Raw genomic sequence first — 23,344 nt, 5'->3', positions numbered from 1 at the left:
CCCCGCCCTTGCATAAAGTGGCTGACACTGCCAGCCTATCCGGGGGAATGCCCGCATGATGCTCGACGCCATTCGTTGGGACACCGATCTGATCCGCCGTTATGACCTGGCGGGACCACGCTACACCTCGTACCCGACCGCCGTGCAATTCAACAGCCAGGTCGGCACCTTCGACCTGTTTCATGCCCTGCGCGACAGCCGCAAGGCCCAACGCCCGTTGTCGCTGTACGTGCACGTGCCGTTCTGCGCGAACATTTGCTATTACTGCGCCTGCAACAAGGTCATCACCAAGGATCGCGGGCGGGCGCAGCCGTACTTGCAGCGCCTGGAACAGGAAATCCAGTTGATCGCCTGCCACCTCGACCCTACGCAGAAAGTCGAGCAACTGCACTTCGGTGGCGGCACGCCGACCTTTCTCAGTCACGACGAACTGCGCCAGTTGATGGCGCATTTGCGCAAACACTTCAATTTGCTGGACGACGACTCCGGCGACTACGGCATCGAGATCGACCCGCGCGAGGCCGACTGGTCGACCATGGGCCTGCTGCGGGAACTGGGTTTCAATCGGGTCAGCATCGGCCTGCAAGACCTCGACCCGGCCGTGCAACGTGCAGTCAATCGCCTGCAAAGCCTCGAAGAAACCCGCGCGGTAATCGATGCTGCCCGTACCTTGCAGTTTCGCTCGATCAACATCGACCTGATCTACGGCCTGCCGAGACAGACACCGGAGAATTTCGCCCGCACCGTGGAAGAGGTCATCCGCCTGCAACCGGACAGATTATCGGTGTTCAACTACGCCCACCTGCCGGAACGCTTCATGCCCCAGCGGCGCATCAACAGCGATGAACTGCCGACACCGGCGCAGAAACTGGAAATGCTGCAGCGCACCATCGAGCAACTGATCAGCGCCGGCTACCGCTACATCGGCATGGACCACTTCGCCCTGCCCGACGATGAGCTGGCGATTGCCCAGGAAGAATCGACCCTGCAACGCAATTTCCAGGGCTACACCACCCACGGTCATTGCGATCTGATCGGCCTCGGCGTGTCGGCGATCAGCCAGATCGGCGACCTGTACTGCCAGAACAGCAGCGACCTGAACCAGTACCAGAACGCGCTCGCATCCATGCAACTGGCCACCAGCCGCGGCCTGCTGTGCAATGCCGATGACCGGCTGCGGCGTGCGGTCATCCAGCAATTGATCTGCAATTTCAGTCTCGAATACGCTGACATCGAGCAGGCCTTCAACATCGATTTTCAAGGCTATTTCGGCGATCTCTGGCCCCAGTTGCAATACATGGCCAAAGACGGGCTGATCGAACTCGATCGCGACAGGATCACCATCCTGCCCGCCGGGCGACTGTTGGTGCGCTCGGTGTGTATGGTGTTCGACGCGTACCTGGAACAACACAGTCGCCAGCGATTTTCACGGGTAATCTAATTCTGCAAGCTAGCGCCCCAGACTGGCCTCGATATCCTATGGTGAGTTACCCTTACGTCTTATGTGTGAATTCCCACAAGGATTGAAGAAATGTCCGAGCCAGTAAAACTGCGCGCTCATAATCAAGCCCATTGCAAGGATTGCAGCCTGGCCCCTCTTTGCCTACCACTTTCGCTGAATCTGGAAGACATGGATGCGCTGGACGAAATCGTCAAACGTGGCCGGCCGCTGAAAAAAGGCGAATTTCTGTTCCGTCAGGGCGATACCTTCGATTCTGTCTACGCGGTCCGTTCTGGCGCCCTCAAGACCTTCAGCCTGAGCGACACCGGTGAAGAACAGCTCACCGGCTTCCACCTGCCCAGCGAACTGGTCGGTCTGTCGGGCATGGACACGGAAAAGCACCCTGTGTCGGCACAAGCCCTGGAAACCACCTCGGTGTGTGAAATTCCTTTCGAACGTCTCGACGAACTGGCCCTGCAATTGCCGCAGTTGCGCCGTCAGCTGATGCGGGTGATGAGTCGCGAAATCCGTGACGACCAGCAGATGATGCTGCTGTTGTCGAAAAAGACCGCCGACGAACGCATCGCCACCTTCCTGGTCAACCTTTCGGCACGTTTCCGCGCCCGGGGTTTTTCCGCCAATCAGTTCCGCCTGAGCATGTCGCGTAACGAAATCGGCAACTACCTGGGCCTGGCGGTGGAAACCGTGTCCCGCGTCTTTACCCGCTTCCAGCAAAACGAGCTGATTGCGGCAGAAGGCAAGGAAATCCGGATTATCGACCCGATCCAGCTGTGCGCCCTGGCCGGTGGCTCACTGGAAGGCTGAAACAAAACGTTGCGGCTGAGCGAAACGGTTCAGCCGCCGTTATACTGCGTCGTTTGCAGCCCTGCCAGGACACCACGACGATGGTCTTCGACTCCTTCGACATCAAATCCCTCATCCGCCCTGTCATCGACTTCCCGAAACCGGGCGTGATCTTTCGCGACATCACCCCGCTGTTCCAGTCGCCCACGGCCCTGCGCCTGGTGATGGACAGCTTCGCCCACCGTTATGTCGAGGCTGACTTCACCCACATCGGCGCGATGGACGCCCGTGGCTTCCTGATCGGTTCGGTACTGGCCTATCAGTTGAACAAGCCGCTGGTGCTGTTCCGCAAGCAAGGCAAGCTGCCAGCCGACGTGCTGGCCGAGGGCTATGCGACCGAATACGGCGAAGCCTTCCTGGAAGTGCACGCCGACAGCCTGTGCGAGGGGGATTCGGTGGTGATGTTCGATGACCTGATCGCCACCGGCGGCACCCTGATTGCCGCCGCCAACCTGATCCGCCGCATGGGCGCCCGGGTGCATGAAGCGGCGGCGATCATCGATCTGCCGGAACTGGGTGGCTCGCAGCGTCTGGAAGACATGGGCATTCCTACGTTCTGCCTGACGCAGTTTGCGTTGAGCGACAAGTAAGCGGCGCCGGTCAGACCGCCATCGCGAGCAAGCTCGCTCCCACATTCGACCGCGTTCTGTCAGAAAGAATGCAATCCACTGTGGGAGCGAGCTTGCTCGCGATGGCGTCAGCGGCAACACCACTAAATTCAAGATCGGTTCAAAGCCCCATCTGCTTGCTGATGATCTCGTTCATCACTTCCCGCGTCCCGCCGCCAATCGACAGGATGCGGTTATCGCGGTACAGCCGCTCCACCAGGCTCTCGCGCATGTAACCCAGCCCACCGAGTATCTGCACCGCATCGTTCACGATCCGGTCCGCAGTATCCGTCGCAAAATTCTTGGCCATGGAAATCTCCTTGATCACACTCTGCCCCGCCGCCATTTTCGCGGCCTGGCGGTATGTGAACTCCCGGGACACCTCCAGCGCGGTCGCCATCTCGGCGAGGCGATGCTTGATCACCTGAAACTTGCCGATCGGTTTGCCAAAGGCTTCGCGCTCGAGCGCCCATTTCAGGCTCTCTTCCAGCGCCAGCTGTGCGGTCATGTTGGCCATCAATGCCAGGGCCAGGCGTTCGCTCTGGAAGTTGCCCATGATGCAGGCAAAGCCCATGTTCTCGACGCCGATCAGGTTTCCTGCGGGCACTGGGCAATCATCGAAGAACAGTTCAGCGGTGTCTGACGCCCACCAGCCCATTTTCTTCAGCTGCCGTCCTACGGTGAAACCCGGTGTACCCTTCTCGATCAGTAGCAGGCTGATGCCACCGAAACCCGGTTCGCCCGTTCGCACTGCGACGGTATAGAAATCCGCGCGCACGCCGCTGGTGATAAAGGTCTTGCTGCCACTGACCCGGTAAAAGTCACCGTCGCGCACGGCACGGGTTTGCAGGTTGGCGACGTCGGAGCCACCGCCAGGCTCGGTGATGGCCAGGGCGCTGATCTTCTCTCCTGACAGCACCTGGGGCAGCACTCGATCCCGCACTTCGGGTCGGGCCCACTTGAGGATGGGCGGCAAGCCGATATCCAGCGACCCCAGGCCGGCAACCAACCCGCCTGAGCCGCAGCGCATCAACTCTTCACTGGCGGCAACCTTTGCGAACAGATCCCCTTCGTGGCTGCCTCCGTAGGCCTCCGGGTACCCGATGCCGAGAATCCCCGCCGCGCCGGCCTTGAGGTAGAGCTCGCGAGGAAAGCTTTCGGCTTCTTCCCACTGCGAGATGTCGGGAAGAATCTCGCGCTCGACGAAACGTCTGACGCTGTCGCGGACCAATTGGTGGCTGGGGTCGAAGTATTCCTGAAAGGCAGACATCGGCGAGCTCCACTGAAGGGGTCAGTGAAGTTAACCGAGCGCTTGCTTGGTTTTCAACAGGATTGTGTCATTCAGACGGACCGCATCGCGAGCAAGCTCGCTCCCACAGGGGTTCTGCGGTGCACACAAAACCAATGTGGGAGCGAGCTTGCTCCGGGCGGCGATCCGACGATGGCGTCAGCATGGACGCCACATGAACTCAGAGCGAAATCGGCTTACGCCCGGCAAACGAATGCGCCAGCGTCCCGCCATCCACCAGCTCCAGCTCGCCACCCAGCGGTACGCCATGGGCGATGCGCGAGGCGATCAGGCCTTTGCTGCTGAGCAATTGGGCGATGTAGTGCGCCGTGGCTTCACCTTCCACGGTCGGGTTGGTGGCCAGGATGACTTCGGTGAAGGTGCCGGCCTCTTCGATCCGTGCCATCAACTGCGGAATGCCGATGGCTTCCGGCCCCAAGCCGTCGAGCGGCGACAGATGGCCCTTGAGCACGAAATAGCGCCCGCGAAAACCGGTCTGCTCCACCGCATAGACGTCCATCGGCCCTTCCACCACGCAGAGCAAGGTGTCGTCGCGACGGGTATCGGCGCATTGCGGGCACAGATCATCTTCCGTCAGCGTACGGCACAAGCGGCAGTGACCGACCCCTTCCATGGCCTGGCTCAGGGCCAGCGCCAGGCGCGAGCCGCCGCTGCGGTCACGCTCGAGCAACTGCAACGCCATGCGCTGGGCGGTTTTCTGACCCACGCCTGGCAGAATTCGCAGGGCGTCGATCAGTTGGCGAATCAAAGGGCTGAAGCTCATGGTGGAAAAGTCCGACAAAACAACGAGACGCGGTTTATACCCGCGCCTCGGTTGAGCGTCAAATTGCAGCGTGAATTACTCAGTCCCGGGAAACCCGAACCACCAATTTACCGAAGTTGCGCCCTTCCAGCAGGCCGATGAACGCATCAGGCGCCTGTTCCAGGCCATCGACCACGTCTTCGCGGAACTTCACCTTGCCATCGCGTACCCAGGGCGCCATGGCACTGAGGAATTCCGGCTGGCGATCACCATAGTCATCGAACACGATGAAGCCCTGGATGCGCACCCGCTTGGTCAACAGGGTGCGCTGCAACAGTGGCAGGCGATCCGGGCCGCTCGGCGCCTCATGGGCGTTATAGGACGCGATCAAGCCACACAGCGGAATCCGTGCCTTGGGATTGAGCAATGGCACCACGGCGTCGAATACCTTGCCGCCGACGTTTTCATAATAGATGTCGATGCCCTTGGGACAGGCTTGCGCCAGTTCGTCGGCAAAGTCCGGGCTCTTGTGGTCGATGCAGGCGTCGAAGCCCAACTCGTCGACCACATAACGGCACTTTTCCGCACCGCCTGCCACACCGACCACGCGCAACCCCTTGATCTTTGCCACCTGGCCGACCACCGAGCCCACCGCCCCGGACGCCGCTGCGACCACCAGGGTTTCGCCGGCTTTCGGCTGGCCGATGTCCATCAGGCCCATGTACGCGGTCATGCCGGGCATACCCAGCACCCCGAGGGCCATGGAAGGGCTTGGCAGCGCGGGAATCGGAATGATGCTGCGACCGTCATTGATGCTGTGGCTTTGCCAACCGGTGGCACCGACCACCAGGTCACCTTCCTGAAACTTCGGATTCAGCGAACGCTCGACCCGGCTGACAGCGCCCCCGGTCATGACTTCGCCGATTTCCACCGGTGCGGCGTAGGACGGTGCGTCACTCATGCGCCCGCGCATGTAGGGATCCAGCGACAGGAAAACGGTCTTGAGCAGCACCTGACCGTCGGCCAGGTCCGGCAGCGCCACCCGCTCCATACGGAAGTTTTCCGGCGTTGGCGCGCCCACCGGGCGAGAAGCCAGGACAATGCGTTGATTGAGGGTCATGGGGTCGGACATGGCAGCGTCTCCTGTGATCGATGAGGTTCAGTGATGTAGGGAGCAGACCTTTGTGGCGGTATGGTGTTCGATGTTTATTCAGCAAGACCGAGGCGACTTCATCGCGGGCAAGTCGGATCGCCGCACCGCCGCTCCCACATTTGGAATGCAATCCCCTGTGGGAGCGAGCTTGCTCGCGATGACGGCATTCCAGACACTACATCTCCAATGCCGAAAACAAAAATGCCAGGCGCTATGCCTGGCATTTTTGTAACTCATCTGCCGCCTGAAGGCGAATCAGAATGGCAGTTTCATGCCCGGCGGCAGTTGCATGCCGGCAGTCATGCTGCCCATTTTGTCCTGGCTGTTGGCTTCGATCTTGCGCACGGCATCGTTGACCGCGGATGCGATGACCGCTTCCAGCATTTCCTTGTCGTCTTCGCTCATGCCTTCGACCAGGCTTGGGTCGATGGTCACGCTCTTGACGTCATGACGACCGGTCATCACCACGGTGACCATATCGCCACCGGCCTTACCGGTGACTTCGGCGTTGGCCAGTTCTTCCTGCATCTTGGCCATTTTTTCCTGCATCTGCTGCGCCTGCTTCATCAGGCCGGCCATGCCACCTTTCATCATGGTAATCACCTCAAAAGTACTTGGATTAAAACAGCGCCCGGCCCATGCGGCCAGGTGCCTTCAGTTATTAGCCCTGAGTGATCAGGGCGTCGACAGGTTCAATAGTATCGTTACGGACCACCGCACCGAACTGCTGCATCATTTGCTGGATGAACGGATCACCGTGGATCGATTCCTCCGCCTCGCGCTGACGGTTGGCGCGGCGGCGCGAAGCCGCTTGTGCCGGGGTTTCCTGCTCGGGCTTGATCAGCTCGATGCTCAGGGTCAGCGTGCGCTGGTGATACTGGTTCAGCGCATCGTTGAGGCGCCGCTGTTGAGTGGCGTTGAACAAGGCACTGTGGGCCGGGTCCAGGTGCATCAGCCAATTGTCGCCATCGACCGCGATCAGCGTGCAGTTGGCGGCGATACTGCCGGTCATACCGGAGATCGGCAATTTCGGGAACAGCTCCAGCCATTGCAGGGCCAGACCAGTGGCCGGCATCGCCGCGGGCTCAGGCTCGGGCTCCGGAGCCGGGTCGGCGGCATGCTCGCTGGCCAGTTCGTCGAGGTAACTGTAGGCCGAATCCATGTCCGGCTCGATGTAATCCTCGTCCAGCGGCGGCTCGTCATCCAGGTCCATGCCCGGCGTCGCAGCATCGACGTCGGCCACCGAAGGTTCCGGGATCGGCGCGGCGGCCCACTCCGGGGCGTCCGGCACCACGCTGTCCGGCGTCGGCAACGGCATTGGCGGTAATTCGGGTTGTTCGCTGGCGGTTTCCAGCACCGGCTCTGCCGCCGGTTGCTGGACGGGCGCTGGCTCGACCGGGTCATTCCACGGCAGGTCGACAACCTCTTCGACCACGACCGCTTCAACCACAGGCACAGGCGCAGGTTCTGGCACAACGACCGGCGCAACCGGTTCCGGTGCAGGCGCTGGAGCTGCCACTGGCGCAGCCGCTATCGGTGCAACGGCCGCCGCGACTACCGGCGCGGCAGCCACTGAGTTTGCGGAATCAACTGTGGCCTGGCTGATCCCCACTGGCTTTAGCGGTTGCCTCGGGGCATCCGCGGTGTCTGCGGGCCGGAACGCCAGCATCCGCAGCAACACCATTTCAAAACCGCCCCGGGGATCCGGCGCCAGCGGCAAGTCGCGGCGGCCGATCAGGCCCATCTGGTAGTAGAACTGCACGTCTTCGGCCGGCAACGCCTGGGCCAGTGCCAGCACGCGATCACGGTCGCCGTGACCGTTATCGACACCTTCCGGCAAAGCCTGGGCGATGGCAACGCGGTGCAGCACATTGAGAATTTCCGAAAGCACGCCGTTCCAGTCCGGGCCTTGTTCGGCCAGGTGGCGGACGGCTTCGAGCAACGCCTTGGCATCGCCTTCGATCAGGGCATGCAGGACGTCGTAGACCTGCCCGTGATCGAGGGTCCCGAGCATCGCCCGCACGTCGGCGGCCATGACCTTGCCTTCACCGAAGGCAATCGCCTGGTCGGTCAGGCTCATGGCATCACGCATCGACCCGTCGGCGGCACGGCCCAGCAGCCACAGCGCATCGTCTTCGAACGGCACGTTCTCGACACCCAGTACGTGGGTCAGGTGCTCGACAACGCGTTCCGGCGTCATGTTCTTCAGGGAGAACTGCAGGCACCGCGACAGAATCGTTGCAGGAAGTTTCTGCGGGTCAGTGGTCGCCAGGATGAACTTGACGTACGGTGGCGGCTCTTCAAGGGTTTTGAGCAGTGCGTTGAAGGAATGGCTGGAGAGCATGTGCACTTCGTCGATCAGGTAGACCTTGAAGCGCCCGCGGCTCGGGGCGTACTGCACGTTGTCGAGCAATTCGCGGGTATCTTCGACCTTGGTGCGGCTCGCGGCGTCGATCTCGATCAGGTCGACAAAGCGGCCTTCGTCGATTTCACGACACACCGAGCATTCGCCACAGGGGGTCGAAGTGATACCTGTCTCGCAGTTAAGGCATTTGGCAATGATCCGCGCGATGGTGGTCTTGCCGACCCCACGGGTACCGGTAAAGAGGTAGGCGTGGTGCAGCCGCTGGCTGTCCAAGGCATTGATCAGAGCCTTGAGCACATGGGTCTGGCCGACCATTTCGCGGAACGAGCGCGGACGCCATTTACGTGCAAGAACCTGATAACTCATCGAAAACCGTCGCAGCGAAGGAAGCAGAAGCGGCTAATGCTAGCGGAGCAAGGGACAAATTGCATCCGGTGCGCTCGTGTATTGTGGCTAAGCTGCACATCGGGGGCTTTTAACGGAGTGTTTATGCGGCTGGCCTTGGGGGCATTGCTGTTGATCAGCCTGGACGGCGTGGCTGCGCAAGCACCGCTGCGCTTCGTGATATCCGACAGCTGGACCATGCCCATGGTGCAGCTTGAACGGGGCAAACCGACCCAGGGCATCCTGCATGACGTGATGCTCAGCCTCGCGACCCAGGTCGGCGTGCCGGCCGAATTCCATGTATTGCCCCGCGGGCGGGTGGAAAACGCCATGGCGCAAGGCGAGGTCGATGTCCGCTGTTATGCCGCGCAATCGTGGCTGCCCGATCAGCCTGACGATTATCTCTGGAGTATCCCGCTCTTCATTCAACCTGACTTGTTGATCACCCGGCATGCGCCGCCCGGCGCAGTCAACCCCGCCGACTTGCCGGAACAGCCCATTGGCACCGTGCTCGGTTACAGCTACCCGACCCTGCAGCCGCTGTTCGACACCGGCCAACTGCAGCGCGACGACGCACGCAATCAGGAACAAGTGCTGGAAAAGCTCCTGGCCGGCCGCAATCGCTATGCCGTCAGCAATCAATGGAGCCTGGACTGGTTCAATCACCGCCTGCTGCCGGAGCAGCAACTGCAAGGCGTGGCAGTGCTGCAGGAAAACCAAATCGGTTGCTACGTTCGCAACGACCCGAAGATCCCGGTGCAGAGCATCCTGCGCACCTTGGCGCGAATGAAGATGTCCGGGGAGATCGATGAGGTTGTTCGGCTGTATATCGGTGGCGAGCCTGCGGCTGTGGATAAACCGCAAACGGCAAAAAACCGCCCTGGACAAGATCCTGGCAGCTAGCGAAAGTCTGATTTCAGAAAGGTAACGCGAGAGAACACTCGCGTGGCGTTAAGGTGGTAACCCTACCAGCCACACCCCGGCACACAATGTCACCGCTGCGGCTGCTCCCTTCCAGGCCTGACCGGGTTCACGGCTGATCGTTGCGGGGGGACCGATAGGGTCACCATAACGACGCTCACCTGTCGGCGAGCCGCGCCATTGTACCTATCTGAGGCGAAGTTACAACCGTTGGTTTCGGATTAAAAACATGAGGGGCTTCAAGCACTTGCTATTGCGCCTCAAGCACCTCGTCCGCCCTGCCGCCCTCCTGCTGAATCACCAGATGAATAAAGTGCAGCTTGGCAATGACGGATGGCGGCAGGACGAACGGATAGAAATCCGGCTGCCCCATGCTACGTGACAATTCGTTGAGCATGCCCGCCAGTTCGATCCAGGCATTGACGAACGACAGGAACGCCGCGCCGCCGGGATGTTGCGGATCGTAAAGGGTTTGAGGTGGAAACGGCTGATAGTCGAAGTCCATTTCCCGGGCACTCATGCCAAACCCCAGCGCAGTGTCTACCGCATCCATCATGTGCAGGTAATGCGCCCACGTTTCCGCCCAGTCTTCCCACGGATGCATGGTCGCATAGGCGCTAACGTAGTGCTGCTGCCAGTCGAGCGGTGCGCCCTGCTGATAATGCCGCTCGAGGGCTTCGGCATAGCTGGCGCGCTCATCGCCGAACAATTCGCGAAAAGGCTCAAGCCACTGGCCATTGGCGATCAATCGATCCCAGTAGTAGTGCCCGACTTCGTGACGAAAATGCCCGAGCAGCGTGCGATAGGGTTCGTGCATTTGCACTCGCACCTGCTCGCGGTGCGCATCGTCGGCTTCCTTGATATCGAGGGTGACCAGGCCATTGGCGTGCCCGGTAGTGGGCGGTTTGCCTTCGAGGTCCACGCCGATGAAATCGAAGGCAAGGCCCGTGTCTTCATCGACGGTTTTGGGAATCACCTGTAACCCCAGGCTGAGCAGTTGCGCCACCAGACGCCGCTTGGCGGTTTCCACCTTGCGCCAGCGCTCGTGGTTGTCGGCTATCGATAGGTCAGGAATGGTGCGATTGAGGCTGCAGGCAATGCACAAGACGTCACGGTCATTGGCAGGCAGCAACCAATTACAGGCCGCCGGGGAGTCGAGATTGGCGCAGCGTCGAAACAGGCCCGCCCCGGGATCGGCATCCAGCCGCCAGGTGCCTGCCTGCACACCCGGTTGCAGCGCAGACAAGCGACTCTGCTCCGGCTGATAACCCAACGCCGCTGAACAGGCCAGGCACTGGCTGTTGCGAAAGAACAGCGACTGCCCGCAACGACAGGACCAGACCTTGCTGTTGCGCGAGCTTTCGCCCATGAACGGCGCGGCGATGCGCGAGCTGAGTTGCTCGAAGAAAGGGTACATGGCGATCTCTCCCTGGGGCTTGCCAAGACTAGATCATTTCCAAGAAATGATTGCTCCCATGGTGCGAATGGAATGCTTGCACCTGATAGCAAGTCGAGCGCAACACCTGTGGGAGCGAGCTTGCTCGCGATGGCGGCAGATCAGCCAATATTAATGTCGGCAGTAACGCCCTCATCGCGAGCAAGCTCGCTCCCACATTTAAATCGCGCCTTTAATCGGTCTTGCCATACTCGCGCAACGTTTTGATAAGTGCCTCTTCATCCAGCACTTTCAAGCCCAGCTCATTGGCCTTGGTCAACTTCGAACCGGCACCCGGCCCAGCCACCACGCAATGGGTCTTGGCCGACACCGAGCCGGCGACCTTGGCGCCGAGGCTTTCGAGTTTGTCCTTGGCGATATCACGGCTCATCAGCTCCAGCGAGCCGGTCAGCACCCAGGTCTGCCCGGCCAGCGGCAAGCCTTCGACGACCTTCTTCTCGCTCTGCCAGTGCATGCCGAAATCGGCCAGTTGCGCCTCAGCAGTGATGGAACGCTGGCGATTTTCTTCGTCCGCAAAAAACTCGCGCACCGCATTGGCCTGCTTCTCCGGCAGCGCCTGGCGCATATCGAGCCAGTCAGCATCGATCACTGCCTGCAGCGAGCCGAATTTGTCCGCCAGTTTCTGCGCCCCACCCGGCCCCACCGAAGGGATGTGCAATTTGTCGAGGAAACCGCCCAAGGTAGTACTGGCCGCAAACTCGGCACCAAGCTCGCCCTGGTCCTGAATCTGCATGCCATGCCTCAGCAAATCGGCGATCACCTGCTGGTTATGCTCATCCTCGAAGAAGCTGTGGATCTCGTGCGCGACTTCCAGGCCAACATCCGGCAAGTACGTCAGCACCTGCGGCAAGGCCTGTTGCACCCGCTCCAGCGAACCCAGGGAGCGGGCCAGGACCTTGGCTGTCTCCTCGCCAACATCAGGAATCCCCAGGGCGTAGATGAACCGCGCCAGCCCCGGCTTCTTGCTGTCTTCGATGGCGCCGAGCAGGTTCTTGCTCGACAGCTCGGCAAAGCCTTCCAGATCGACGATCTGCTCGAACGTCAGGGCGTACAGATCCGCAGGCGAGCTCACCAGGCCTTCGTCGACCAGTTGCTCGACACTCTTCTCACCCAGGCCTTCGATGTCCATGGCGCGACGGGACACGAAGTGAATGATTGCCTGCTTGAGTTGCGCGCCACAGGCCAGCCGGCCGACGCAGCGATACACCGCGCCTTCGCTGACCGTTTCGCGACCCTTGCTGCGCTTGATCAGTTGAGTGCGCTCGACATGGGAACCGCACACCGGACATTGCTCGGGAATCTGTACTGGCCGGGCGTTTTCCGGACGACGCTCCATGACCACTTGCACCACTTGCGGAATCACGTCACCGGCACGGCGGATGATCACCGTGTCGCCGATCATCAGGCCCAGGCGCGCGACTTCGTCCATGTTGTGCAAGGTGGCGTTGGCCACCGTGACGCCCGCGACCTTGACCGGTTTCAGACGCGCCACCGGCGTCACCGCCCCGGTGCGGCCGACCTGGAATTCCACATCGAGCAGCTCGGTGAGTTCTTCCATCGCCGGGAATTTGTGGGCGATGGCCCAACGTGGCTCACGAGCACGAAAACCCAGTTCGCGCTGGGAGGCAATGCTGTTGACCTTGAACACCACGCCGTCGATTTCATACGGCAGCGCGCTGCGACGCTCACCGATGTCGCGGTAGTAATCCAGGCACTCGGCGATGCCGTGCGCCAGTTTCAACTCATGACTGATCGGCATGCCCCAGGCCTGGAGTTGCTGCAAATTGCCGATGTGCGTATCGGCGATGTCCGCCGACACCTGGCCGATGCCGTAGCAGCAGAACTCCAGCGGGCGATTGGCGGTGATCTTCGAGTCCAGCTGGCGCAAACTGCCCGCCGCCGCGTTGCGCGGGTTGGCGAAGGTCTTGCCGCCGACTTCCAGTTGCGTGGCGTTGAGCCGCTCGAAACCGGCCTTGGACATGAACACTTCGCCGCGCACCTCCAAGGTCGCCGGCCAGCCGGTGCCGTGCAGCTTGAGCGGAATGTTGCGTACGGTGCGCACGTTGACGCTGATGTCTTCGCCGGTGGTGCCATCGCCGCGGGTCGCGCCGCGCACCAGCACGCCATCCTGATACAGCAGGCTGACGGCCAGGCCATCAAGCTTGGGCTCACAGCTATATTCAACGGTTGCGCCGCCACCGAACAGGTCGCCCGCCGGCAGGTCCAGGCCTTCGGTCACCCGGCGGTCGAACTCACGCATGTCGGTTTCTTCGAAGGCGTTGCCCAGACTGAGCATCGGCACTTCGTGACGCACCTGGGTAAACGCCGACAGCGCCGCGCTGCCCACTCGCTGGGTTGGCGAGTCGCTGGTGATCAGTTCGGGATTGGCCGCTTCCAGGGCCTTGAGCTCGCTGAACAAGCGGTCGTATTCGGCGTCCGGAATGCTCGGTTCGTCGAGCACGTGGTAACGATAGTTGTGCTGATCCAGCTCAGCGCGCAGCTCTAAAATACGGTTCTTGGCGGCGGTCATGGGTGTTCTCTCATAAAGCAAAAGAGCAGCCGAGGCTGCTCAATCTGTTTTGCCGATCATCCCGCGCACCGCGCGGGAATAACCATTTCAATCAACGTTTCTGGGTCAGGGCGCGGCGTTCGAACTCGACAATGCGCTGACGGTAGTGCTCGATCGTCTGGGCGGTCAGCACGCTGCGCTGGTCGTCCTTGAGCTCACCGTTGAGCTCCTGGGACAGTTTACGCGCCGCTGCCACCATCACGTCGAAGGCTTGCTTCGGATGGCGAGGACCTGGCAGACCCAGGAAGAAACTCACCGCCGGAGTGCTGAAGTGGTCGATGTCGTCCAGGTCGAATACGCCAGGCTTGACGGCGTTGGCCATGGAGAACAGCACTTCACCGTTGCCGGCCATGCTTTCGTGGCGATGGAAAATATCCATCTCGCCGAAACGCAAACCGCTCTCCAGAATGTTCTGCAACAGCGCCGGGCCCTTGAAGCCGGCAGCGTCGCGGCAGATCACGCTGATCACCAGCACTTCTTCAGCTTGCGGCTGATCCTTGTCGTTGACCGCTGGCGCGGACTTGGTGTCGTCCGGGAAATCGTCGTCGCGGCTGCTGAAGCTCGGGCCGCCGTCCAGATCCAGGCTGAGGTTCATGTCGCCCTGGGAAGGCTCGCTATGGCCACGCTTGCCGCGCTTGGAACCCGACTCGCGAGGCTCCCGGGCCGGCATGCTCACCGATGGCAGATCCTGCTCGTCCAGTTGCGGCTCTTTATGTGCGTCCAGCACGCGCGGCGGGCCCAGCAGCTCGGCGCTGCTGTCCTCGTCCGGCAGGTTGGACAGACTTCGATCAAGACGGAACTTCAGTTTTCCCTTGCCGCCGCGCATACGGCGCCAGCCATCGAAAAGAATACCGGCAATGACAATAATGCCGATGACGATCAGCCACTCGCGCAGACCGATTTCCATGTAATCCCGTGCCTCTATAAAAAATGCTGAAAAATAAGGGGTTTACAACCTGCAAACCGCTTTAAAACGTGGCGCCAACTCTATGTTCTGACAGGCGTTTTGCCCACGTATACGAAAAATTGACATTAAACTAGCACGACCAAAGGCAACTTTACACCGTCTACCACGTTGGCTAGCGCGAATATGTCGATTGGCCAGCAAGTCGAAGCCAGGAAAAGAGTCCTACAAACCGCAAACACTCTTCCTACAACCACGACTCAGGCATCCACCATCGCCATCGCCTCCTCGACATCCACCGCCACCAGACGTGAACAACCGGGTTCGTGCATCGTCACACCCATCAGTTGTTCGGCCATTTCCATGGCGATCTTGTTGTGGGTGATATAGATGAACTGCACTGTCTGTGACATCTCTTTTACCAATCGCGCGTAGCGTCCAACGTTAGCGTCATCCAGTGGCGCGTCAACCTCATCGAGCATGCAGAACGGCGCCGGGTTCAACTTGAAGATCGCAAAAACCAGAGCCAATGCGGTCAGGGCCTTTTCGCCGCCGGAGAGCAAATGGATGGTGCTGTTCTTCTTTCCTGGCGGCTGCGCCATGATTGTTACCCCTGTATCGAGTAGATCTTCGCCCGTCAGTTCCAAATACGCGCGGCCTCCACCGAAAACTTTTGGGAAAAGCGCCTGTAAACCGCCATTGATCTGATCAAAGGTATCCTTGAAACGGTTGCGGGTTTCCTTGTCGATCTTGCGAATCACGTTCTCAAGGGTTTCAAGGGCTTCCACCAGATCGTCGTTCTGCGCATCCAGATAACGCTTACGCTCCGATTGTTGCTGGTACTCATCGATGGCCGCCAGGTTGATCGCGCCCAGACGCTGGATCCTGGCGGCGATGCGCTCGAGCTCTTCCTCGGCTTCCTTCTCGCTGGCCTCGGCAGTCAGTGTCGCGAGTACGCCGTGGAGATCGTAGCCGTCTTCCAGCAATTGGTCCTGCAAAGTCTTGCGGCGTACGGTCAGGGCTTGCCATTCCATGCGCTGGGTTTCGAGCTGGCTGCGAATCAACTGGGATTGCTGTTCGGCCTGGCTGCGGCGCTTCTCGGCGTCGCGCAGTTCGCGGTCGGCATCTTCGAGGGCGATCTGCGCGGTCTTGAGTTCTTCGTCGACGGTCATGCGCTTGTCGAGCAACTCCTCGAGTTTCAGGCGCAGCTCTTCCAGTGGCGCTTCGCCCTCCTCCAGATTGAGGCTCAGTTGCTCGCGTTTTTCAGTCAGGCGCTCGGACTGCATCTCCAGCCGCTCCAGCGCCTGGCGCGTCGAATCATGCTGCGCCTTGAGCGAGCCCAGACGCACCGCCAGCTGATGGGCGTGATCCTTGTGCTGCCGCGCTTCCTGACGCACCCGGTCCAGACGCTCACGCAGGCTGTCGCGCTGGGCCAGCAGCAACTCACGCTGCTCGGTGTCCTGCGCCATGCTGTCGAGGGCTTCCTGCAATTGCAGGCGCGCTTCGCCGATGTTTTCGTGTTCCAGCGCTCGCTGCTCATCGAGTTCGATGAGCTCTTCGTCGAGGCGGGTACGGCGCAGGGTCAATTGTTCGGCCTTGGCCTTGCCGGCAGACAATTGAGCCTTCAACTCACCTTGCTGACGTGCTTCGTCCTGCAGCAAACGGCGCAGATGTTCGCGCCCGTTCTCCTGCTGACGCTGCTGTGCCCTGAGATTCTGCAGTCGGGTTTCCAGGGTTTCGACAGCGGCTTCGCGCTCTTCGCGCTCCAGGCCCAGTTGCTGGATTTCCTGACCCCGGGCGAGCACGCCGCTTTCCGCTTCACTGGCCCGACGCACCCGCAGAAAATGCCGACCGACCCAGTAACCGTCGCGGCTGATCAGGCTCTGCCCGGCAGCCAATTGACTGCGCAAGGCCAAGGCCTGTTCGAGGCTGTCCACCGGCTTGACCTGCCCCAGCCATGGCGACAGATCGAGCTGCGCCTCGACCTTGTCCAGCAGGCTGCCCGGCACCCGTACGCCATCGCTGGACGGGCTGAGCAAGCGCAAGTCGCCCTGGGCAAACCCGGACAGATCGAAATCGTTGAAATCGTCCACCAGCACCGCTTGCAGGTCGGCACCCAGCACGGTTTCCACCGCCAGTTCCCAACCGGCCTCAACCTTCAGGCCTTCGGCCAGGCGCGGGCGATTCGCAAGATTCTGTTCGCGCAGCCATTCGGCGGTACCGGTGCCCGGGTCGAGCGCGGCTTGCTGCAAAGCTTCGAGTGAAGCCAGTCGACCGTTGAGGCGCTGCAAATCGCCTTGCGCCTGCTGCTGCGCGGTCAGCGCTTGCTGCAGTTCCTGACGCAACTGCTCAAGCTTTTCGACCTGGGCTTCTTCGCTGGTCTGCAAATCCTCGAGCGTCGCTTCGGATTCGGCGAGCTGCTCGCTGAGCGCCATGATCGCCGCGTCTTCCGGGTCCGCCGAGAGCAAGGCGCGTTCTTCGCCAAGACGCTTCTGGCGATCGGCCAGGCGCTCCAGGCTGGTTTCCAGTTGCTGGATCCGCGATTGCTGCACTTCGGCCTGACGGCGCGGCTCGGCGGCGGTGAGGTTGAACGTATCCCACTGCTCTTGCCAGCCGTGCATGGTGGTTTCGGATTCTTCCAGCGCGGCAGCGGCCTCTTCGGCGGCGGCGCTGGTGACTTCCTGCTCCGGGGTGAGCATGTCCAGCTCTTCGCCGAGGGTCAGCAGCAGCGTGCGGTCGTGGCCCAGGTGCGATTCGGTTTCCAGGCGTGCGCGCTCGGCCTCTTTCAGGTCATCCTGCAACTGGCGCAAACGCTGCTGACCGTGCTGGATGCTCTGCTCGACCCGGGCAATGTCGCCGCCGACCGAGTAGAAGCGCCCCTGCACCAGGTTGAAGCGCTCCGACAGGTCGTGGTGCCCGTCACGCAGGCGCTCGATGCTTGCGTCGGCATTGCGCTGTTCGGCCACCAAGGCTTCGAAAGAAACTTCCTGGTTGCCGATGATCGCTTCACGCTGGCCGACCTGATCGTTCAGCGCCTGCCAGCGCAGGGCCGACAGCTGGGCCTTGAGCTGACGCTCCTCGCCCTTGAATTCCTGATACTTCTTGGCGGCCTCGGCCTGGCGGTGCAAGCGTTCGAGCTGACGCTCAAGCTCTTCGCGCAGGTCGGTCAGGCGCTCAAGGTTCTCGTGGGTGCGGCGGATGCGGTTTTCCGTCTCGCGCCGGCGCTCCTTGTACTTGGAGATACCCGCGGCTTCTTCGATGAAGTTGCGCAGGTCTTCGGGCTTGGACTCGATCAGCTTGGAGATCATCCCCTGCTCGATGATCGAATAGCTGCGCGGGCCAAGGCCGGTGCCGAGGAAGATGTCGGTGATGTCGCGGCGCCGGCATTTGGTGCCGTTGAGGTAATAGGTAGTCTGGCTGTCGCGGGTCACTTTGCGGCGAATGGAGATTTCCGCATAAGCGGCGTACTCCCCGAGCAAGGTGCCGTCGGAGTTGTCGAACACCAGTTCGATGCTCGCCTGGCTCACCGGCTTGCGGCTGGTGGAGCCGTTGAAGATGACGTCGGTCATCGATTCGCCGCGCAGGTTCTTCGCCGAACTCTCGCCCATCACCCAGCGCACGGCGTCGATGATGTTCGATTTGCCGCAGCCATTGGGCCCGACCACCGCCGCCATGTTACTGGGGAAGTTCACCGTGGTCGGGTCGACGAAGGATTTGAACCCCGCCAGCTTGATGCACTTGAGCCGCACCCTCAGGCGTCCGTCAGGGCAGAGATCACCAGATCGCAACTGCGCTGGGCGTAAGCCGTCAGCACTTCGCGAATCTGCACAAAGTCACGGGCCAGCACCGCAGCGAGCAAGCGTTCGAACAGCTCGAGGAATTCGCTCATCGACGCTTTGCGCTGCTCCAGCGCGAGAAAATAGGCACGGCTCATGGCCGGCTGCAGATTCTCGACTGTCTCCTGCAAGTACGGGTTGTTGGCGAACGGGTACGCCGCGCGCATTACGCTGAAGCTGTCGTCGACGAAAGTGCGGATGTCCTGACGCTCGTAGCTGGCAGTCAGGCGTTGCTGGATCTGCACGAACGGCGCCATGTCGGCCTGGGTTTTCCAGCCGCTGGCCACGGAGTTACCGAGCAGGATATAGAGTTCGCTCATCAGCGTGCACAGGCTCTGCACCTTGTGCGGCGTGAGCTCGGTGACGTGGGCGCCCCGTCGCGGCAGGATCGCGATCAGGTGCCGACGCTCGAGGATCAGCAAGGCCTCGCGGACCGAACCACGGCTGACGTTGAGGGCCAGCGTGACCTTCTGTTCCTGGATGCGCTCTCCGGGCTTCATTTCGCCGCGAATGATGCGTTCGGCGAGGTGGTGAGCGATTTGCTCGGCGAGGCTGTCCGGCGCCTTGAACGTCATGGTTGTCCTTCAAACTCTTTGATCTGTACAAGCGGCGCAGTGTAGCGCAATTGCTGCGTCAGGGCGGAGTGCCCGCCCGGAGGTTTTTGGCACGATTCAAGCAAATTCAAGCAAAAAGGCAGGCTATCGAACCAGCGACAATAATTAAGGAACAGGTGGTTAATCGACAAATTGTAATTTCCTGACCTTTAAGTCAGAAAATCATTGACCGAAAAGTCAGACCTGCTAAATTCAGTTCCTATCGGTTAACAACAATAATGAGTCTGCGAGGCCTTCCGTGATCCAGTTTTTACTAAACCAGGAACTCCGTAGCGAGCACGCCCTGGACCCGAACCTGACCGTGCTCAATTATCTGCGCGACCATGTGGGCAAACCCGGCACCAAAGAAGGCTGCGCCAGCGGTGACTGCGGCGCCTGCACCGTGGTGGTCGGCGAATTGCAGACCGATGATGACGGCCGCGAACACATTCGCTATCGCAGCCTCAACTCGTGCCTGACCTTCGTGTCGTCCCTGCACGGCAAGCAACTGATCAGCGTCGAAGACCTCAAGCACAAAGGTGAACTGCACAGCGTGCAGAAAGCCATGGTCGAGTGCCACGGCTCGCAATGCGGCTTCTGTACCCCCGGCTTTGTGATGTCGCTGTTTGCCCTGCAAAAGAACAGCGATGCACCGGATCACGCCAAGGCCCACGAAGCACTGGCCGGCAACCTCTGCCGCTGCACCGGCTACCGGCCGATCCTGGAAGCCGCCGAGCAGTCCTGCTGCGCCAAGCAGCCAGACCAGTTCGATGCCCGCGAGGCCGACACCATCGCACGCCTGAAAGCCATTGCCCCGACCGATATCGGCGAACTCAACAGCGGCGACAAGCGCTGCCTCGTGCCGCTGACCGTGGCCGACCTGGCCGACCTCTACGACGCTTATCCACAGGCCCGCCTGCTGGCCGGCGGTACTGACCTGGCGCTGGAAGTCACGCAGTTCCACCGCACCCTGCCGGTGATGATCTACGTCGGCAACGTCGCCGAGATGAAGCGCATCGACCGCTTTGACGATCGCCTGGAAATCGGCGCCGCCACGTCCCTGTCCGATTGCTACGAGGCCTTGAACGCCGAGTACCCGGACTTCGGTGAATTGCTGCACCGCTTCGCGTCCTTGCAGATCCGCAACCAGGGCACCCTGGGCGGCAACATCGGCAACGCCTCGCCGATTGGTGACTCGCCGCCCCTGCTGATCGCCCTCGGCGCGCAAATCGTGCTGTGCAAAGGCGAAACCCGCCGTACCCTGGCGCTGGAAGATTACTTCATCGATTACCGTGTCACGGCGCGCCAGGAAAGCGAGTTCATCGAGAAGATCATCGTGCCCCGCGCCAGCGTCGAAAAACTGTTCCGCGCCTACAAGGTTTCCAAGCGCCTGGACGATGACATCTCGGCAGTCTGCGCCGCCTTCAACATTCGCCTGGAAAACGGCGTCGTCGCTGAAGCCCGCGTCGCCTTCGGCGGCATGGCCGCCATCCCGAAACGCGCCGCAGCCTGCGAAGCCGCATTGCTCGGTTCGCCATTCAACAACGCCACTGTCGAACGCGCCTGCGCTGCCCTGGCCGAAGACTTCACGCCGCTCTCGGACTTCCGCGCCAGCAAGGAATATCGCCTGCTCAGCGCACAGAACCTGCTGCGCAAATACTTCATCGAACTGCAAACACCGCACATCGAGACTCGGGTGACCGCTTATGTCTAATCATCACGCCGTAGAGAAGACCCAAGCCGAATTGGCTGAACTGTTCGCCAAGGACCTGACCACCGGTGTCGGCCGCAGCGTCAAGCACGACAGCGCCGCCAAGCATGTGGCCGGTGAAGCGCAATACATCGACGACCGCCTGGAGTTTCCAAACCAGTTGCACGTTTATGCGCGCATGTCGGACCGTGCCCACGCCCGGATCATCAGCATCGACACTTCGCCCTGCTACGCCTTTGAAGGCGTGCGCATCGCCATCACCCACGAGGACGTGCCAGGCCTGAAGGACATCGGTCCGCTGCTGCCGGGCGATCCGCTGCTGGCGATCGATACCGTGCAATTCGTCGGTCAACCGGTGATCGCCGTGGCGGCGAAAGACCTGGAAACCGCGCGCAAGGCGGCGATGGCCGCAATCATCGAATACGAAGACCTGGAGCCTGTGCTGGACGTGGTCGAAGCCCTGCGCAAGCGCCATTTCGTACTCGACAGCCACACCCACAAACGCGGCGATTCGGCCACGGCGCTGGCCACTGCCGAACATCGCATCCAGGGCACGCTGCACATTGGCGGCCAGGAACACTTCTACCTGGAAACCCAGATCTCTTCGGTGATGCCGACCGAAGACGGCGGCATGATCGTCTACTGCTCCACGCAGAACCCCACCGAAGTGCAGAAGCTGGTGGCAGAAGTGCTGGACGTGTCGATGAACAAGATCGTCGTCGACATGCGCCGCATGGGCGGTGGTTTCGGCGGCAAGGAAACCCAGGCGGCCAGCCCTGCGTGCCTGTGCGCGGTGATCGCGCACCTCACCGGCCAGCCGACCAAGATGCGTCTGCCACGGGTCGAAGACATGCTGATGACCGGCAAGCGTCACCCGTTCTATGTCGAGTACGACGTGGGCTTCGACAGCACCGGGCGCCTGCACGGCATCAACCTGGAACTGGCCGGCAACTGCGGTTGCTCCCCTGACCTGTCGGCGTCGATCGTCGACCGCGCGATGTTCCACTCGGACAACTCGTACTACCTGGGCGATGCGACCATCAACGGTCACCGCTGCAAGACCAACACCGCCTCGAACACCGCTTACCGTGGCTTCGGTGGCCCGCAAGGCATGGTCGCCATCGAAGAAGTGATGGACGCCATCGCCCGTCATCTGGCCCTCGACCCGCTGGCGGTGCGCAAGGCCAACTACTACGGCAAGACCGAGCGCAACGTCACCCACTACTACCAGACCGTCGAGCACAACATGCTCGAAGAGATGACCGCCGAACTGGAAGAAAGCAGCCAATACGCCGAGCGCCGCGAAGCGATCCGTCGCTACAACGCCAACAGCCCGATCCTGAAAAAGGGCCTGGCGCTGACCCCGGTGAAATTCGGTATTTCCTTCACCGCCAGCTTCCTCAACCAGGCCGGTGCCCTGGTGCACGTCTACACCGACGGCAGCATCCACCTGAACCACGGTGGCACCGAGATGGGCCAGGGCCTGAACACCAAGGTCGCGCAAGTCGTGGCCGAAGTGTTCCAGGTGGAAATGGACCGCGTGCAGATCACCGCGACCAACACCGACAAAGTACCGAACACCTCGCCGACCGCCGCGTCCAGTGGCGCCGACCTGAACGGCAAGGCCGCGCAGAACGCCGCCGAAACCATCAAGCAACGCCTGGTGGAATTCGCGGCTCGCCAGTACAAGGTCAGCGAAGAGGACGTGGAATTCCACAACGGCCACGTGCGGGTTCGCGATCACATCCTGACCTTCGAAGCGCTGATCCAGCAGGCGTATTTCGCCCAGGTGTCGCTGTCGAGCACCGGCTTCTACAAGACCCCGAAAATCTACTACGACCGCAGCCAGGCTCGCGGCCGTCCGTTCTACTACTTCGCCTTTGGCGCAGCGTGCTGCGAAGTGCTGGTCGACACCCTGACCGGCGAATACAAGATGCTGCGCACCGACATCCTCCACGACGTCGGCGCCTCGCTGAACCCGGCCATCGACATCGGTCAGGTCGAGGGCGGTTTCATCCAGGGCATGGGCTGGCTGACCATGGAAGAGCTGGTGTGGAACAACAAGGGCAAGCTGATGACCAACGGCCCGGCCAGCTACAAGATCCCGGCCGTAGCGGACATGCCGCTGGACCTGCGGGTGAAGCTGGTGGAAAACCGCAAGAACCCCGAAGACACGGTGTTCCATTCCAAGGCCGTGGGCGAGCCGCCGTTCATGCTCGGCATCGCCTCGTGGTGTGCGATCAAGGACGCCGTGGCGAGCCTGGGCGATTACCGGCATCAACCGAAAATCGACGCCCCGGCGACGCCGGAGCGAGTGTTGTGGGGCTGTGAGCAGATGCGCCAGTTGAAGGCGGCGAAGGCTGTCGAGGCTGAGACCGAGTTGGCTTCGCTCTAGGACCGAGGTGCGGCTATCGCGAGCAAGCTCGCTCCCACAGGGTTATGTGCTGACTGATGGACCTGTACAAATCCAATGTGGGAGCGAGCTTGC

Annotated in this window: 16 protein-coding genes and 1 other RNA gene; 6 read left to right on the top strand and 11 right to left on the bottom strand. The window is 61.2% G+C overall.

The window, feature by feature from the left end; translation table 11 throughout:
- The first annotated feature begins 58 nt into the window (after nt 1-58).
- The 3 genes from hemN (at nt 59) to AC1RS8_RS11685 (ending at nt 2,895) form a co-directional block, all read left to right on the top strand.
- Nucleotides 59-1,441, top strand: coding sequence for an oxygen-independent coproporphyrinogen III oxidase (gene hemN / locus AC1RS8_RS11695; protein ID WP_218496893.1), 1,383 nt, complete (start codon nt 59-61; stop codon nt 1,439-1,441).
- Nucleotides 1,442-1,531: 90 nt separating this feature from the next.
- Nucleotides 1,532-2,266, top strand: a complete 735-nt coding sequence (fnr, locus tag AC1RS8_RS11690; protein ID WP_046041331.1) for a fumarate/nitrate reduction transcriptional regulator Fnr — start codon at nt 1,532-1,534, stop codon at nt 2,264-2,266.
- A gap of 80 nt (nt 2,267-2,346) precedes the next feature.
- Entirely contained in the window at nt 2,347-2,895 is a 549-nt protein-coding gene (locus tag AC1RS8_RS11685; RefSeq protein ID WP_008057870.1) for an adenine phosphoribosyltransferase, read from the top strand.
- Between the two features lie 139 nt (nt 2,896-3,034).
- On the opposite strand, the gene AC1RS8_RS11680 is transcribed toward AC1RS8_RS11685, so the two are convergent.
- From AC1RS8_RS11680 to dnaX, 5 genes are all read right to left on the bottom strand, one after another.
- On the bottom strand, nt 3,035-4,183 hold the full coding sequence (locus AC1RS8_RS11680) for an acyl-CoA dehydrogenase family protein (protein WP_489340086.1): 1,149 nt from the start codon (nt 4,181-4,183) through the stop codon (nt 3,035-3,037).
- Nucleotides 4,184-4,382: 199 nt separating this feature from the next.
- On the bottom strand, nt 4,383-4,985 hold the full coding sequence (gene recR / locus AC1RS8_RS11675) for a recombination mediator RecR (protein WP_057715679.1): 603 nt from the start codon (nt 4,983-4,985) through the stop codon (nt 4,383-4,385).
- Nucleotides 4,986-5,064: 79 nt separating this feature from the next.
- Nucleotides 5,065-6,096 (bottom strand): NADPH-dependent curcumin/dihydrocurcumin reductase, encoded by a 1,032-nt coding sequence (gene curA, locus AC1RS8_RS11670; RefSeq protein WP_102668953.1) that lies wholly within the window; start codon nt 6,094-6,096, stop codon nt 5,065-5,067.
- Nucleotides 6,097-6,372: 276 nt separating this feature from the next.
- Entirely contained in the window at nt 6,373-6,711 is a 339-nt protein-coding gene (locus AC1RS8_RS11665) for a YbaB/EbfC family nucleoid-associated protein (protein WP_007971455.1), read from the bottom strand.
- A 67-nt stretch (nt 6,712-6,778) separates the two neighbouring features.
- On the bottom strand, nt 6,779-8,848 hold the full coding sequence (gene dnaX, locus AC1RS8_RS11660) for a DNA polymerase III subunit gamma/tau (protein ID WP_489340085.1): 2,070 nt from the start codon (nt 8,846-8,848) through the stop codon (nt 6,779-6,781).
- Nucleotides 8,849-8,971: 123 nt separating this feature from the next.
- Between dnaX and AC1RS8_RS11655 the strand changes: the two genes are divergently transcribed.
- Nucleotides 8,972-9,769 (top strand): substrate-binding periplasmic protein, encoded by a 798-nt coding sequence (locus AC1RS8_RS11655; RefSeq protein ID WP_489340084.1) that lies wholly within the window; start codon nt 8,972-8,974, stop codon nt 9,767-9,769.
- Between the two features lie 60 nt (nt 9,770-9,829).
- Here the strand turns inward: AC1RS8_RS11655 and ffs are convergent.
- The 6 genes from ffs to AC1RS8_RS11625 all read right to left on the bottom strand — a co-directional run bounded on the left by ffs (nt 9,830) and on the right by AC1RS8_RS11625 (nt 19,127).
- An RNA gene (ffs, locus tag AC1RS8_RS11650) (signal recognition particle sRNA small type) lies at nt 9,830-9,926 on the bottom strand.
- Nucleotides 9,927-10,037: 111 nt separating this feature from the next.
- Entirely contained in the window at nt 10,038-11,204 is a 1,167-nt protein-coding gene (locus AC1RS8_RS11645) for a zinc-binding metallopeptidase family protein (RefSeq protein WP_489340083.1), read from the bottom strand.
- 211 nt (nt 11,205-11,415) lie between these two features.
- A complete protein-coding gene (gene ligA / locus AC1RS8_RS11640; RefSeq protein WP_489340082.1) occupies nt 11,416-13,773 on the bottom strand; it encodes an NAD-dependent DNA ligase LigA in 2,358 nt (785 codons plus the stop codon).
- Nucleotides 13,774-13,864: 91 nt separating this feature from the next.
- Nucleotides 13,865-14,719 (bottom strand): cell division protein ZipA, encoded by an 855-nt coding sequence (zipA, locus tag AC1RS8_RS11635; protein WP_008050196.1) that lies wholly within the window; start codon nt 14,717-14,719, stop codon nt 13,865-13,867.
- Between the two features lie 257 nt (nt 14,720-14,976).
- Entirely contained in the window at nt 14,977-18,465 is a 3,489-nt protein-coding gene (smc, locus tag AC1RS8_RS11630) for a chromosome segregation protein SMC (protein ID WP_154946549.1), read from the bottom strand.
- Nucleotides 18,466-18,467: 2 nt separating this feature from the next.
- On the bottom strand, nt 18,468-19,127 hold the full coding sequence (locus tag AC1RS8_RS11625) for a GntR family transcriptional regulator (protein WP_489340081.1): 660 nt from the start codon (nt 19,125-19,127) through the stop codon (nt 18,468-18,470).
- Between the two features lie 277 nt (nt 19,128-19,404).
- On the opposite strand from AC1RS8_RS11625, the gene xdhA reads away from it, so the two are divergent.
- Together xdhA and xdhB are read left to right on the top strand one after the other, a co-directional pair.
- Entirely contained in the window at nt 19,405-20,859 is a 1,455-nt protein-coding gene (gene xdhA, locus AC1RS8_RS11620; protein WP_057715687.1) for a xanthine dehydrogenase small subunit, read from the top strand.
- Nucleotides 20,852-23,251, top strand: a complete 2,400-nt coding sequence (gene xdhB, locus AC1RS8_RS11615) for a xanthine dehydrogenase molybdopterin binding subunit (RefSeq protein ID WP_150812382.1) — start codon at nt 20,852-20,854, stop codon at nt 23,249-23,251. Before xdhA ends, xdhB begins: the two co-directional genes overlap by 8 nt.
- The last annotated feature ends 93 nt before the right edge of the window (nt 23,252-23,344 follow it).

It is taken from the genome of Pseudomonas sp. GW821-FHT12A04, from assembly GCF_058807755.1.
Note: the sequence above shows the minus strand (reverse complement) of the source record. Positions and strands in the feature narration are given on the sequence as shown.